The 13,735-nt window shown below is 61.3% G+C and carries 13 protein-coding genes; 1 reads left to right on the top strand and 12 read right to left on the bottom strand.

What is annotated here, in order from left to right; all coding sequences use genetic code 11:
• Window position 1 precedes the first annotated feature (1 nt).
• The 9 genes from ASG35_RS00855 to ASG35_RS00815 form a co-directional block, all read right to left on the bottom strand.
• Entirely contained in the window at window positions 2-1,387 is a 1,386-nt protein-coding gene (locus ASG35_RS00855) for a formimidoylglutamate deiminase (RefSeq protein ID WP_056351660.1), read from the bottom strand.
• The gene (gene hutI, locus ASG35_RS00850) at window positions 1,384-2,619 is read right to left on the bottom strand and encodes an imidazolonepropionase (protein WP_056351657.1); all 1,236 of its coding nucleotides are present in this window, start codon (window positions 2,617-2,619) and stop codon (window positions 1,384-1,386) included. The genes ASG35_RS00855 and hutI overlap by 4 nt, the downstream gene beginning before the upstream one ends.
• Entirely contained in the window at window positions 2,606-3,202 is a 597-nt protein-coding gene (locus ASG35_RS00845) for a HutD/Ves family protein (RefSeq protein WP_056351654.1), read from the bottom strand. Before ASG35_RS00845 ends, hutI begins: the two co-directional genes overlap by 14 nt.
• 1 nt (window position 3,203) lies before the next feature.
• Window positions 3,204-4,886, bottom strand: coding sequence for a urocanate hydratase (gene hutU, locus ASG35_RS00840; protein ID WP_056351651.1), 1,683 nt, complete (start codon window positions 4,884-4,886; stop codon window positions 3,204-3,206).
• 260 nt (window positions 4,887-5,146) lie between these two features.
• Window positions 5,147-6,658, bottom strand: a complete 1,512-nt coding sequence (locus tag ASG35_RS00835) for an HAL/PAL/TAL family ammonia-lyase (RefSeq protein ID WP_082508206.1) — start codon at window positions 6,656-6,658, stop codon at window positions 5,147-5,149.
• A 90-nt stretch (window positions 6,659-6,748) separates the two neighbouring features.
• Window positions 6,749-7,540, bottom strand: coding sequence for an ABC transporter ATP-binding protein (locus ASG35_RS00830; RefSeq protein ID WP_056351648.1), 792 nt, complete (start codon window positions 7,538-7,540; stop codon window positions 6,749-6,751).
• A gap of 16 nt (window positions 7,541-7,556) precedes the next feature.
• Complete coding sequence (locus ASG35_RS00825; RefSeq protein ID WP_056351645.1) at window positions 7,557-8,330, bottom strand: ABC transporter permease; 774 nt, start codon at window positions 8,328-8,330, stop codon at window positions 7,557-7,559.
• Between the two features lie 27 nt (window positions 8,331-8,357).
• The gene (locus tag ASG35_RS00820) at window positions 8,358-9,080 is read right to left on the bottom strand and encodes an ABC transporter permease (protein WP_056351642.1); all 723 of its coding nucleotides are present in this window, start codon (window positions 9,078-9,080) and stop codon (window positions 8,358-8,360) included.
• A 55-nt stretch (window positions 9,081-9,135) separates the two neighbouring features.
• A complete protein-coding gene (locus ASG35_RS00815) occupies window positions 9,136-10,002 on the bottom strand; it encodes a transporter substrate-binding domain-containing protein (protein ID WP_056352837.1) in 867 nt (288 codons plus the stop codon).
• Window positions 10,003-10,030: 28 nt separating this feature from the next.
• Here ASG35_RS00815 and ASG35_RS00810 point away from each other — a divergent pair, with 28 nt between their 5' ends.
• Complete coding sequence (locus ASG35_RS00810; RefSeq protein WP_156392933.1) at window positions 10,031-10,312, top strand: hypothetical protein; 282 nt, start codon at window positions 10,031-10,033, stop codon at window positions 10,310-10,312.
• A gap of 12 nt (window positions 10,313-10,324) precedes the next feature.
• Here the strand turns inward: ASG35_RS00810 and nadC are convergent, their stop codons facing one another.
• The 3 genes from nadC to ASG35_RS00795 form a co-directional block, all read right to left on the bottom strand.
• The gene (gene nadC, locus ASG35_RS00805; protein WP_056351635.1) at window positions 10,325-11,212 is read right to left on the bottom strand and encodes a carboxylating nicotinate-nucleotide diphosphorylase; all 888 of its coding nucleotides are present in this window, start codon (window positions 11,210-11,212) and stop codon (window positions 10,325-10,327) included.
• The gene (nadA, locus tag ASG35_RS00800; protein ID WP_056351631.1) at window positions 11,213-12,343 is read right to left on the bottom strand and encodes a quinolinate synthase NadA; all 1,131 of its coding nucleotides are present in this window, start codon (window positions 12,341-12,343) and stop codon (window positions 11,213-11,215) included.
• 141 nt (window positions 12,344-12,484) lie between these two features.
• Complete coding sequence (locus ASG35_RS00795; protein ID WP_056351628.1) at window positions 12,485-13,681, bottom strand: DesA family fatty acid desaturase; 1,197 nt, start codon at window positions 13,679-13,681, stop codon at window positions 12,485-12,487.
• Between the last annotated feature and the right edge of the window lie 54 nt (window positions 13,682-13,735).

Raw genomic sequence — 13,735 nt, 5'->3', positions numbered from 1 at the left:
TTTATGTGAGCAAGCCCGCCAGCGTTTTCCGATACTGCCCGAACGCCTCGCGTTCATCGCGATGCCGGCGCGCTTCGACCACAACTTTACCGCCGACACAAACATCCAGCACGGGCGTCTCGCCATGCTCGCAGAACACCACGCCCGATAACCACGCGTCCGGCGCCTGGCCGGCGATCGCCGAATGGTCGGGATCGAGCACGATGAAATCCGCGCGGCGCCCCGCTTCCAGCGCGCCGACCGCGCGGCCGGTCGCGTGCGCGCCGCCTTGCGTGGCGGCATCGAAAAGACGATCGGCCACGTGCGTTTGTTGCTCCGATGCCAGCACGTTGCGCTCGCGTCGCGTAAGACGTTGTCCGTATTCGAGCAAACGCAGTTCGGAGCGCCAGTCGAGCGCGATATGGCTGTCCGAGCCGAGCCCGAAGCGGCCGTTATCGGCGAGATAAGCGTGCGTCGGGAAAATGCCGTCGCCAAGATTGGCTTCGGTCGTGAGGCACAAACCCGCAACGGCGCGGCTTCTGGCCATCGCGCGGACTTCGTTTTCATCGACGTGCGTTGCGTGCACGAGGCACCAGCGCGCGTTCACATTGAAGTTATCGAGCAGCCATTGCACCGGCCGCGCTTTCAGGACGTCGAGGCAGGCATCGACTTCCGCCGTCTGTTCTGCAACGTGGATGTGCACCGGCGCGCCCGGAAATTCACGGTCGAGGCCGGCGAGCATGCGCGTCAAGCTTTCCTTCGATACCGCCCGCAGCGAGTGCGGCGCAACGCCGTATCGGCGATTGCCGTTTTCCGGTTGCGTTGAACGCAACGAAACGAGCGCGTCCAGCAGGGATTCCGGCGAGTGGATAAAGCGCGCCTGGCCCGGCGTGGGTTCGCGCGCGCCAAATCCGCTGTATTGATACAGCACGGGCAGCATGGTCATGCCGATGCCGGTTTGCTCGGCCGCGCCCACCACGCGCGCGGCCATTTCGGCGGGATTCGCGTACGGCGCGCCGTCCGGCGTGTTGTGCACGTAATGGAATTCGCAGACCGACGTGTAGCCAGCTTTCAGCATTTCGATGTAAAGCCAGCGTGCGATATCGCCCAGACTGTCCGGCGAAATACGCGCCGCAAAGCGGTACATCAGGTCGCGCCAGCTCCAGAAGCTATCCGTGGGATTCGCACGATATTCGGTGAGCCCGGCCATGGCGCGCTGGAACGCGTGCGAGTGCAGATTCGGCATGCCAGCGAGCACGGGGCCGTTGGCTTTCTGCACGCCCGAAGCGTGCGTGGCGTCTGGTGTGACAGCTAACAACGTGCCGTGCTCGTCCCATTCGAGCAGCACGTCGCGGCGCCAGCCGTCCTGCAAGCGCGCGTGTTCTGCAAACAGGCTGTTTTTTGTCATGCGGTTTTCCGTTTGTCTTTAGTGACCGCGCCGTGCCGCACGACCAGCGCGCAGCGTTCCAGCCCGGTCCAGTACGCCAGTTCCGCAAGCGTTTCGATGTCCCACGCGACGAAATCCGCTTTCGCGCCGAGCTTGATTTCGCCGGTGACATCGGCGTGACCCAGCGCTTTTGCGCCGTGACGCGTGACGCCCGCCAGCACCTCGGCCACCGATAACCGGAACAGCGTGCAGCCCATGTTGAGCATCAACAACAATGACGTGCTCGGCGATGTACCCGGATTGCTGTCGGTTGCGAGCGCGATGGGCACGCCATGGCGACGCAGCAAATCGATAGGAGGAAGCTGTTTTTCGCGGATGAAATAGAACGCGCCGGGCAATAACACGGCAACCGTGCCGGCTTCGCGCATGGCGATGGCGCCGGCTTCATCGAGGAATTCGAGGTGATCCGCCGATAAAGCACGATGCTTCGCCGCGAGCGCCGCGCCGCCCATCAGCGACAACTGTTCCGCGTGCATCTTCACGCGCAGATTCAGCTTCGATGCCGCAACGAACACGCGCTCGGCTTGTTCCAGCGTGAACGCAATGCGCTCGCAAAAAACATCGACGGAATCGATCAGGCCTTCGGCTGCGAGCGTTGGCAACATCTCGTTGCAAACGTGGGCGATGTAGTCATCGGCGCGACCGGCGTATTCCGGCGGCAACGCGTGCGCGCCGAGGAAGGTCGTGGAGATCGTCACCGGCCGGGTTTCGGCCAGACGCCGCGCGACACGCAGCATCTTGCGTTCGGTCGCGAGATCCAGGCCATAACCCGACTTGATCTCCAGCGCCGTCACACCCTCGGCGAGCAACGCGTCGAGGCGTCGCAGCGATTGCGCGAAGAGTTCGTCTTCGCTCGCAGCGCGCGTGTTGCGTACCGTCGAGACGATGCCGCCGCCGCGTTTCGCAATGTCCTCGTAACTCGCGCCTTCGAGGCGCATCGCGAATTCTTCCGCGCGGTTTCCGGCGTAGACAAGATGCGTATGGCAGTCGACCAGTCCTGGCGTGACGATTCTTTGCTGCAGATCGTGGCTTGAAACGTCGTCATACGCAGAAGGCATTTCGGCTTCGGCGCCGAACCATTCAATGCGGTCGCCGCGTACGACGATCGCCGCGTTTTCCACGATGTCCGCCGGATCGGCGCGCGGCGAAAGACGCGCGTTGCGCCAGATCTGCAGGGTTTTATCGAGGGCCATGGCCGTGATCCTTTGAAACGATGCGGACGTCGATCAGAACCGCATCATGCGAAAGCGGCTCGATGCTCAGCGCGCCATTCTCGCTTGCATCGATAACCAGTGCATCGCCTTGCGACAATCGCTCGCCATCCACCGCAAATTCGCCCAGCGCGCAGACCAGCACCACGCTGCCCTGCTCCACTTGAAGCGCTTCGGCAGCGCGGCGCACCGACACATTTCCCGACACGCGATCGCGCCGCAACATGAGATTGAGATCGCGCGTGGGACCATGGGGCAACTCTGCGCTGATCGACGTTTCGCCCGCGAACGCGACCGAATCCCAGCGCGAGAGAACGTACTCCGGCCCGTCGGAATCGATGAGCACCATCTCCTTGCCTTCGATCAGCGTCAGCACCCGATCGATCCCTTCGAACACCGAAAACGCGCCCGCCTCCGATACATCCGCGACGCTCACGCGCCAGTCGAATGCGTCGAACGCGGCGCCCTTCGGCGACGCCGCGATTTCCCGCGTCGCGCCGCCGCCGTTTTTCCACGGCACGGCCTTCAAATCGGCCGCGCGGATGGTGCTGAAAGCAAATGACATATCAGGTCGTGATGAACGGAAGGTCGAGACCGAACTTTTTAGCACATTCGATGGCTTGCTCGTAACCGGCATCGCCATGACGCATCACGCCCGACGCGCAGTCGTTGACCAGCACGCGCGCGAGACGCTTGTGGGCAGCGTCCGTGCCGTCTGCAACGATCACCATGCCCGCGTGCTGCGAATATCCCATGCCAACGCCGCCGCCATGATGCAGGCTGACCCACGTCGCGCCGCCGGCCGTGTTCAAAAGCGCGTTCAGCAACGGCCAGTCGGACACGGCGTCCGTGCCGTCCTTCATGCTTTCCGTTTCGCGATTCGGACTTGCAACAGAACCCGTGTCCAGATGATCGCGGCCAATGACGATCGGCGCTTTCAGCTCACCGTTCTTGACCATCTCGTTGAACGCGAGACCGGCAACGTGACGTTCACCCAGGCCCAGCCAGCAAATCCGTGCCGGCAAACCCTGGAACGCGATGCGGTCGCGCGCCATATCGAGCCAGCGATTCATGCCGGCGTTGTGCGGGAACAATTCTTTGAGCTTGGCGTCGGTCTTGTAGATGTCTTCCGGATCGCCGGAAAGCGCGACCCAGCGGAACGGGCCCTTGCCCTCGCAGAAAAGCGGGCGGATGTACGCGGGCACGAAGCCGGGGAAATCGAAGGCGTTTTTCACGCCGTCGTCGAACGCGACCTGACGCAGGTTGTTGCCGTAATCGACGGCCGGGATGCCCATTGCGTGGAAATCGAGCATGGCCTGGACGTGCTGGGCGCACGAACGTTGCGCGGCGGCCTTGAGTTCCGCGTGTTGCAATGCATCCAGCGAAGCCGCGCGCCACTTTTCCAGGCTCCAGCCGGCCGGCAGATAACCGTTGATCAGATCGTGCGACGAGGTTTGATCGGTGACCAGATCCGGCTTGATGGCGCCGGCTTTCGCGCGGCCCACGAGCTCCGGCAGCACTTCGGCGGCATTGCCTAAAAGTGCGATGGAAATGGCATCGCCGGCGGCCGTGTGCTGCTTGATCAGTTCGAGCGCGTGATCGATGTCTCGCGCTTGTTTATCGACGTAACGCGTGCGCAGGCGGAAATCGATACGCGTCTGATCGCATTCAATATTTAACGATACCGCCCCCGCCAGCGTCGCCGCGAGCGGCTGCGCGCCGCCCATGCCGCCGAGGCCCGCCGTCAGGATCCAGCGGCCTTTCCAGCTGCCGTTGAAATGCTGGCGCGCCGCTTCCACGAAGGTTTCGTACGTACCTTGCACGATCCCCTGGCTGCCGATGTAGATCCAGCTTCCGGCCGTCATCTGGCCGTACATGAACAGACCCTTGCGGTCGAGTTCGTTGAAATGCTCCCAGGTCGCCCATTTCGGCACGAGATTCGAATTCGCGATCAGCACGCGCGGCGCATCGGCATGCGTCTTGAACACGCCGACCGGCTTGCCCGATTGCACGAGCAGGGATTCATCGCTTTCCAGGCGTTGCAGCGTTTCCAGGATCTTGTCGAGGCATTCCCAGTTACGCGCAGCGCGGCCTATACCGCCGTACACGACCAGCTTGTCCGGATTCTCGGCGACTTCGGGGTCGAGATTGTTCAGCAACATCCGATACGGCGCTTCGGTAAGCCAGCTCTTGCACGTGAGCTCGGTGCCGCGCGGTGCGCGCAGGGGACGCGGATTGTGGTTTTTCATCAAGGCACTCCTCGGACAGGATGGAAAATATTCGGTGACCTGGGACCAGTGGCGCGGCTTTCAGTAAGGTTCACGCGTCGGTCGGCAAGTTGTATATACAAGTCTGAATTAAAATAAAAAGGAGCGCAAGTGAAGCTTTATGCAATCGCGTAGGGGTTTACTTTAATGAAACGAAAATCAAGCCAGGCGGGCGTCGGCGAGCGAAATAAAAGGAAAAGCCGCCATTGAATAGCGGCATAAATCTGTCTATACAGCAGGATTCAAAACGCTGGAGCGGCTTCGCAGACGAAAGCAACGGCAGCGGCGATATCGCCGGCGAGAGGACGGTCGTCGCGATACCGCGAGATCACCGCACGCACGCTCCGGTACACCGCGTCCGTTTTCGGCGCGCGCGCGAGGTCGGCGGGTTGCAGGTCGTAGGCTTGCGTTGTCGCGAGCAATTCGATGGCAAAAATCCGCTCCGCGTTCGCGATGATCTCCAGCGCCTTCAGTGCAGCCGGCGTCGCGTGGCACAAATGGTCTTCCTGCAAACCGGACGTGATGCCGCCGTCCAGACTCGCGGGCATCGCGAGCCGCCGGTTGTGCGCGACGAGCGACGCCGCCGTGTATTGCGCGATCATGAAGCCGGAACACGTGCCGCCGCTATCGGCGAGAAACGCGGGTAGGCCGCTTACCAGCGGATTCACCAGCCGGTCGATACGCCGCTCGGCCATCGCGGCGACTTCGGCAACGGCTGTGCTCAGGCTGTCCATCGCGAGGCCGATGGACGCACCCACAGCATGCGCCTGCGAAAACACGCGCGGCGCGGCGAGCGTGCCGGTGACCACGGGGTTATCGGTGACGGAGGCCAGCTCGCGGTTCACGACTTCGGCGGTGGTTGCGAACACATCGCGCGCCGCGCCGTGAACATGGGGAATCGTGCGCAAGCTCAGCGGGTCCTGCGTGCTGCGCCCAAACGATGCCGCGATGATTCCGCTGTCGGCAAGAAGCTCGCGCAAATGCGCGCCCACGACCGACAATCCCGGCGATATCCGCAGCGCGAGCGAATCGCTGTCGAACGCAGCGGCCTGGCCGCGCAGGTTTTCGAAGGTCATCGCGGAAATGGTATCGGCCCATTGCAGCAGGCGTTCGGTGCGCGCCAGGGCGAGCGACGCAAGCCCCGTCACGCACGGCGTGCCGTTGACCACGCTCAGGCCTTCCTTCGCCTCGAGCACCAGCGGTTCGCGCCCGAGCCGTTGCAGCGCATGCGCCGCGCTGCAACGGCTGGAGTTGTCATCGCGGACAAATCCCTCGCCGATCAACACCAGCGCGATATGCGCCATATGGCTCAGATAACCGACCGAACCGAACGCCGGCACTTCGGGAATTGCGCCGCTATCGAGCAGCGTGACGAGCAGATCGACCAGCTCGACCCGCACGCCCGAGTTCCCGTGCGCGAAATTGTTGACAGCCGCCGCGATGATCGCGCGCGTCTCCTCGCGCCGCAGCGGTTCGCCCACGCCAACCGCGTGACTCATCAGAATGTTGCGCGACAACGTGCGCTGCTCGGACGGCGACACGACCACATCGCACAGCGCGCCCACACCCGTATTCACGCCATAAGCGCGAATCCGGCGCTCGACGATTTGCTCGACCAGCGCGCGCGCATGATCGATTCGAGCGCGTGCATCGGGCGATAAAACCAGCTTCGCGCCGTTCGCGATCCGCGCGATATCGCGCCAGCCGAGAGGCGCATCGAGATTCACCACGGCCGTTTTATATCCATGATCGATACCATCGTTCAACCCGGCGCCGATGACCACGGAATCAATCGATGGCGCCTGTAAAAGGGAACTGGCCAGCACGTCAACCTCGCTTGCAAATTAGTTAGCAGTACGGGAATGATGACTCGATACAAACTGCTGGAAGCGCTCCGAACATCGTCCATTGAAGAGATCGTCGGGCGCGCCTTCGGCATCGACTTGTCCTTGATGCAGGAACATCACCCGGTTCGATACATGCCGCGCAAAGCCCATTTCATGCGTCACGACCAGCATGGTCCGCCCTTCTTCGGCGAGCGCGCGCATCACGCGCAGCACTTCGCCCACGAGTTCGGGATCGAGCGCGGACGTGGGTTCGTCGAAGAGCATGACCTTCGGGTGCATGGCCAGCGCACGCGCAATCGCAACACGCTGTTGCTGACCGCCCGACAAATGCGCGGGATAAGCATCGCGTTTTTCGTACAGACCGACCTTAGTCAGCAATTGTTCGGCTTCCTCGACGCATTCGGCGCGCGTGCGCTTCTGAACGCGCAACGGTCCTTCGATCACGTTCTGCATCACCGTCATATGCGACCAGAGATTGAAACTCTGGAACACCATGCCGAGCTGCGAACGAATCCTGTCGACCTGTTTGCGGTTTCCCGGCTGCAGGCGGCCGTCGCGGCCACGTTTCATTTCGATGGCTTCGCCCGCCAGTTTCACTTCGCCGTCGTCGGGCGTTTCGAGCATGTTGATACAGCGCAGGAACGTGCTTTTTCCCGAGCCGCTCGCGCCGAGAATCGAGATCACATCGCCTTCGTGCGCATCGAGGGAAATGCCCTTGAGCACGTGCGCATCGCCGAAAGACTTGTGGATGTTGCTCGCCGAAAGCGCGATGGAATTGCGGGTGTTCATGAGTTCTCCCTCTGTTTCAGGAATCGATATGCGTGTTCGGCACCGTCGCCGCCTCGAGCGAAGCAGGCGATGAAGCGGCCTTCTTCGGCGCCGAGCCATTGCGGTCGCGCAAATGCGGCGAGAGCTTCTTTTCGAGCATCCCGAGCGCACGCACGATGATGAAATTCAGCACGAGATAGATGGCCGCGGCGCAGATGAAAACTTCCATCGTCCGATAGGTTCGCTGAATGATCTGCTGCGCGACGCCGGTCACATCCCAAACCGTGACGAGACTTGCGAGCGCCGTCGATTTGACGAGGAGCACGGCTTCGGTCGAATACGCGGGCAATGCGTAGCGCAGCGTTATCGGCGCGATGATCCGGCGCAACACCGTCCAGCGCGACATGCCGCACGCAAGCGCCGCTTCAATCTGGCCATGCGGCACGGATTGCAGACCGCCTCGAATGATTTCGGCGGTGTAGCCGGCCGTGCACAACGCCAGCGAGAGGATTGCGCACGCGTACGGTTCGCGCAGCACGGGCCAGACGATACTCGCGCGGACCGCCGGAAACTGCCCGAGCCCGTAATAGACGAGAAACATCTGGATCAGGAGCGGCGAGCCGCGGAACACCAGGATGTAGCCGCGCGCAAAACGGTTGATCGCCCAGTTCGGGCTTACGCGCATCGCGACGATCACGAGGGAAAGCAGCCCGCCCACAATCAGCGAGGCGAAAAAAAGCCCCAGCGTGGTCGGGACGGCGGCGAGGAGTTTCGACAACGTATCGCCGAGAAATTCGAAATCGATGTTCATGGTCGGATTCGCTTGGGAACGTGTGTCTTAATGGCGCGCGAGCGAGCCGCGAAACGACCGGCCGATACGTGCCTCGGCGCGATCGAAGACCCGGTTGGAGAGGCTCGTGAGGACCAGATAAAGCACGCCGCCGACCACATAGAAGGTGAAGTACTGGTGAGTCGATCCGGCCGCGACCTGGCTCGTGCGCATCAGTTCGGCGAGCCCTGTTACCGCGATCAACGCCGAATCCTTGAGGCTCAACTGCCACACGTTGCCGATTCCCGGCAGCGCAAATCGCACGACTTGCGGGATCAGGACGCGCCGCCACATCGTGGGCGTCGACATGCCGATTGCGCGCGCCGCCTCGATTTCCCCACGCGATACCGCGAGCACCGCCGACCGATAAACCTCTGCCTGATAAGAACCCGAAATCAGCCCGATGGCGAGCGCGCCGACCACGAACGGCGGCACGCCGATAAACCCATCGGCGCCAAAAAACTGCCCGACGGCGGTGATCACCGAAGAACCGCCGAAGTAAAAGAGATAGATGATCAGCAGTTCGGGAATGCCGCGAAACAGCGTTGTATAAGCATCGCCGATGACCCTCAGCGTGCGGCTGCGCGACAGTTTCGCCGACGCGACCATTGCGCCGAACACAGCGCCCACGGCGAGCGCGGCGATGGTCAGAAGCACGGTCATGAGCAGCGCGATCAGCAACGCGCCGCCCCAACCCTGCTCGCCGAAGCCGAGTAGTTGAACCAGATTCATCGTTTATCTCCTGCAGTGGTGCGTCTTCTTCGAGCGTTGATGGGCCGTGATCAGATCAAGGCGTGGCGTCGACTTTCATCCACTTCATCGAGAGACGCTTGACGGTGCCGTCGGCGAGCGCCGCAGCAATGCCTTCGTTGAATTTCGCTACGAGGTCTTTGTCGGACTGGCGGAATGCGAGCGCTTCGCCCGGTCCCCAGACCGGTCCGGAAATCTTCGGTCCCGTGAATGCCAGGCCCTTGTTTTCCGGCTTCGCGAACGCCGATGCCCAGTACGTGCTGTCATCGAACGCTACGTCGATGCGGCCCGCCACCAGATCCAGATCATGCTCCGGCGCGGTTTTGTATTCGCGGATGGTGGCGACGTCCTTGAAGTTCGTATCGATGAACTTGGTGTACACCGTGCCCGACTGAATGCCGATGGTCTTGCCCTTCAGCGCCACGCGAAGTGCGTCGACGGTGGTTTTGTCATGGGCTGCGTCGCCGGTGAGCTTGACGACCTGCCCGGCTCCCGGCTGCTTGGCGAGCGCGGCGGGCGCGTCGCCGGAAGCCACGAATGCTGCGGGCGTGGACGCATAAGGCTTCGAAAACGCGATGATCTTTTCGCGTTCCGGCGTGATCGAGATCGCGTCCATCAGCACGTCGAACTTGCCCGCTTGCAAACCTGCAATCATGCCGTCCCAGTCTTGCGTGACGAGCTTGCACTGGATCTTGATGCGGTCGCAGACGTTCTGAATCAGTTCCGGCTCGAAGCCGCCGAGCTTGCCGCCCGGCAAGGTCAGGTTCCACGGTTCGTACGCGCCTTCGGTGGCGATCGTGACGGATTTCCAGTCCTTCGCTTGTGCGCTCGCGGCGCCGAATGCGATGACACCAACGGCCGCCGATGCCACCAGTCGAGCCAGCAAGTTCATTTTGCCTGTCATGTTGAGCCACTTTCCCGAAAATAAGTGATTGACCGATTGGCGGATCGCCAACTTGTATAGACAAGCATGCATTGAACAAAAAGGGCTTGCAACGGTTTTTGCACGCAAGCGGGAAAAGCTAGGGAAAATACCGAGCGTCTTGATGGATAAGGCTTACGCAGAAGTTACGATGGCTGGCGGCGGTAACTGGGAGGAGAAACAGCGCACCTTGCAGGGAACGTCACAAAGTTGTCTAGACACGACGTGGCAAGGAAAGCGGGAGGGAGCTCAGGATCATGGCGCGTTGCACGCCATGATCGTCATGCATTGAGGTCGAGGCGGATTATTCCAGACGCATTGAATAATCCGTGGCGCGAACATCTTTCGTCAGCGCGCCGATGGAAATCCTGTCCACGCCGGTCTCGGCGATCGTGCGCACGCTGTCGAAATTCACGCCACCGGATACTTCCAGCACCGCGCGCCCGGCCGTCAGGCGCACGGCGTCACGCATGGCGTCGAAGCTGAAGTTATCGAGGAGAACTGATTCTGCCCGATGCGCCAGCGCCGTTTCAAGCTGCGCCAGCGTTTCGACTTCAATCTGAATGGGCACGCCGGCGTTCAGCGCGAGCGCCGCGTCCATCGCCGCGCCCACGCCGCCCGCCGCTGCGATGTGGTTTTCCTTGATCAGGATGCCGTCGTAAAGCGCCAGCCGCTGGTTCGCGCCGCCGCCCACACGAACCGCGTATTTCTGCGCGAGACGCAAGCCGGGCAGGGTTTTGCGGGTATCGAGGATCTGCGCGCGCGTGCCTTCAATGGCATCGACATAACGCCGCGTCGCGCTCGCCACGCCGGACAGCAATTGCAAAAAATTCAACGCGTTACGCTCGGCCGTCAACAAGGCGCGCGCCGGACCGCGCAGCAGCACGACGGGCGAATCAGCGCGCATGCGCGCACCCTCCCGATAAAGCCATTCAACCCGAATCGATGCATCCACGCGCCGCATCACGCCTTCGAACCACGGCACGCCGCACAGCACCGCTTCTTCGCGAACGATGATCCGCGCCGTCCGTTCGATCTTCGCCGGCACAAGAAGTCCGGTGCGGTCGCCATCGCCGATATCTTCGGCAAGCGCATCGGTCACGTTGCGCTCCAGCGCGTGCTCGAAGGCCGCACCGTAATGGGCACGGATTTCATCGAATAAAGGACTGACCAACTGACTTGCAGAAGACATTCACGCCGCTCCAACGTTTGAAAATAACGACCCGTCTTTCGCCAGATCGCCGCTTGCCTGCACGCGCTTCTTGTGGCGCGCGGCGAAATCGAGCATCCGGTCGATAGGAACACGCGCCCGTTCGCCGATCGCACGGTCGACAATAATCTCGTTGTTGCCGCGCTCGAGAACCGCGGCGAGATTGGTCAAGCCGTTCATGGCCATCCACGGGCAATGCGCGCAACTCTTGCAGCTCGCGCTGTTGCCGGCCGTTGGCGCCTCGATGAATTCTTTCCCTGGCGCCGCAAGGCGCATCTTGTGCAGAATCCCGAGATCCGTCGCGACGATAAAACGCTTCGCATCGAGCTTCACGGCGGCATCGATCAATTGCGTGGTCGATCCAACAACGTCCGCCAACGCAACCACACCTTCCGGCGATTCCGGATGGACGAGGACCTTAGCATCGGGATATTCGGCGCGCAGCAGGTCGAGCTCGACGCCTTTGAACTCGTCGTGCACGAGACACGAGCCTTGCCACAACAGCATGTCGGCGCCGGTTTTTTTCTGGATGTACGAGCCCAGATGCCGGTCCGGCGCCCAAAGAATTTTTTCGCCGCGCGCATGAAGATCGGCGACGATCTCCAGTCCAATCGACGATGTCACCATCCAGTCCGCGCGCGCTTTCACGGCCGCGCTGGTGTTCGCGTACACAACGACCGTCCGGTCGGGATTTGCATCGCAGAAAGCTGAAAATTCGTCGGCGGGACAACCGAGGTCGAGAGAACACGTGGCGTCGAGATCGGGCATCAGCACGCGCTTTTCGGGGCTAAGAATCTTCGCGGTCTCGCCCATGAAACGCACGCCGGCCACAACCAGCGTCTGCGCCGCATGATCGCGCCCGAAGCGTGCCATTTCCAGCGAATCCGCGACGCAACCGCCGGTTTCATCGGCGAGTTCCTGTAGCTCGGCATCGACGTAATAGTGCGCAACGAGCACCGCCTTCTCACGCACGAGCAACGCTCGAATCCGCTCCTTCAACTGATGCTTTTCTTCGCGCGACGGCATATCGGGCACTTTTGCCCATGCCTGACCAATGCCGCACGTCAATCCTTGCGGCCGGTCGTACTCGACGCTTTTTATCGTCTGCTCCATTGCTGCTTGTCTCCAATCTCGTGAAAACGGCGCGCAATATGGCCGCTCCAAAACGACAAAACCCCGCCAGAGCGGGGTCTCGTAACGTCATAAAATTTTAACGGATATCAGTGACGTAGGTTTTGCGTTTCAAGTCGCCGTTCAGGCGTACCGGCGAAGGCGCGAAGCAAAGTCCTGCAGCGCCTTGATACCGCTTTGCTCCGCCCTGTGACACCAGTCCTGCAACTGCGCAAGCAACTGTTCGCGCGATGCATTGGAACGGTCCCACATGGCAGCCAGATCCTGACGAAGCTCAATATAAGTGCGCAGCTTGTGGTTATCCGAGAAAAGCGCCGGCAACTGCTGGCGTTGCGGCTCGTCGAGACCCGCTTCTTCCTTATGCGCCCATTTGCGCGCACCGCGCATCAACTGATATTTGTCGGTGGAACCGCCGTCCTTCAGCCTCAACAGTTCCTGACGATACGCACGTTTCATCGCTTTGCCGTAACGCGCCATCACTTCGTAGCGATTCGACAGCACGGCTTGCAGCGTGTCGTGATCGAGCACCGGCTTCGACGTCGACAAACGCGGCGTAGGCGCAATCTTCTTGACCTTCGCCAGCTTGAACGCCGACATGATGCGGATATACATCCAGCCAATATCGAATTCGTACCACTTGTTCGACAGCTTCGCGGAGGTCGCGTACGTGTGGTGATTGTTGTGCAGCTCTTCGCCGCCAATCAGGATACCGAGCGGGAAGATGTTCGTGCTCGCGTCAGCCGAATTGAAGTTGCGATAACCCCACCAGTGAGCCAGACCGTTGACCACGCCTGCGGCCCAGAACGGAATCCAGATCATCTGCACGGCCCAGACCGACAGACCGACAATGCCGAACAGCGCAACGTCGATAACCATCATGATGCTGATGCCGAGAATCGGGTAACGCGTGTAGACATTGCGTTCCATCCAGTCGTTCGGGGTGCCGTGACTGAACTTGCGCATGGTTTCCTCGTTCTTGGCTTCCGAACGATACAACTCGGCGCCTTCGAGCAGGACTTTCCAGATGCCGCGCGTTTGCGGGCTATGCGGATCTTCTTCGGTCTCGCATTTGGCGTGGTGTTTGCGGTGAATCGCGGCCCATTGGCCGGTCAGCATGCCGGTGGTCATCCACAGCCAGAAACGGAAGAAATGGCTGACGACCGGATGCAGCTCCAGCGCGCGGTGCGCCTGGCAGCGATGCAAATAGACGGTCACGCCGATGATCGTGATGTGTGTCATCACGAGGGTGAACGACAGGATCTGCCACCACGTGAGGTCCAGCAAACCGTTGGCGAAAAATTCAAGCGATGAATTCAGCAAGGCAATTTACCTAAAAGGCGGTGAAATTTAGCCGAACGAAAACAGTATCGACGG

This window comes from Burkholderia sp. Leaf177 (genome assembly GCF_001424345.1).
Classification (GTDB): domain Bacteria; phylum Pseudomonadota; class Gammaproteobacteria; order Burkholderiales; family Burkholderiaceae; genus Caballeronia.
The sequence above is the reverse complement of the archived record's forward strand: the minus strand, read 5'-3'. Positions and strand labels throughout refer to the sequence as shown.

Bases quoted from the DNA above. Each gene is read 5' to 3' on its own strand.
- hutU (WP_056351651.1), bottom strand. From the start codon at position 4,886: ATGAAAAACCACAATCCGCGTCCCCTGCGCGCACCGCGCGGCACCGAG.
- hutI (WP_056351657.1), bottom strand. From the start codon at position 2,619: ATGGCCCTCGATAAAACCCTGCAGATCTGGCGCAACGCGCGTCTTTCG.
- nadA (WP_056351631.1), bottom strand. From the start codon at position 12,343: ATGGAGCAGACGATAAAAAGCGTCGAGTACGACCGGCCGCAAGGATTG.
- ASG35_RS00815 (WP_056352837.1), bottom strand. From the start codon at position 10,002: ATGACAGGCAAAATGAACTTGCTGGCTCGACTGGTGGCATCGGCGGCC.
- ASG35_RS00845 (WP_056351654.1), bottom strand. From the start codon at position 3,202: ATGTCATTTGCTTTCAGCACCATCCGCGCGGCCGATTTGAAGGCCGTG.
- ASG35_RS00855 (WP_056351660.1), bottom strand. From the start codon at position 1,387: ATGACAAAAAACAGCCTGTTTGCAGAACACGCGCGCTTGCAGGACGGC.
- ASG35_RS00820 (WP_056351642.1), bottom strand. From the start codon at position 9,080: ATGAATCTGGTTCAACTACTCGGCTTCGGCGAGCAGGGTTGGGGCGGC.
- nadC (WP_056351635.1), bottom strand. From the start codon at position 11,212: ATGTCTTCTGCAAGTCAGTTGGTCAGTCCTTTATTCGATGAAATCCGT.
- ASG35_RS00830 (WP_056351648.1), bottom strand. From the start codon at position 7,540: ATGAACACCCGCAATTCCATCGCGCTTTCGGCGAGCAACATCCACAAG.
- ASG35_RS00825 (WP_056351645.1), bottom strand. From the start codon at position 8,330: ATGAACATCGATTTCGAATTTCTCGGCGATACGTTGTCGAAACTCCTC.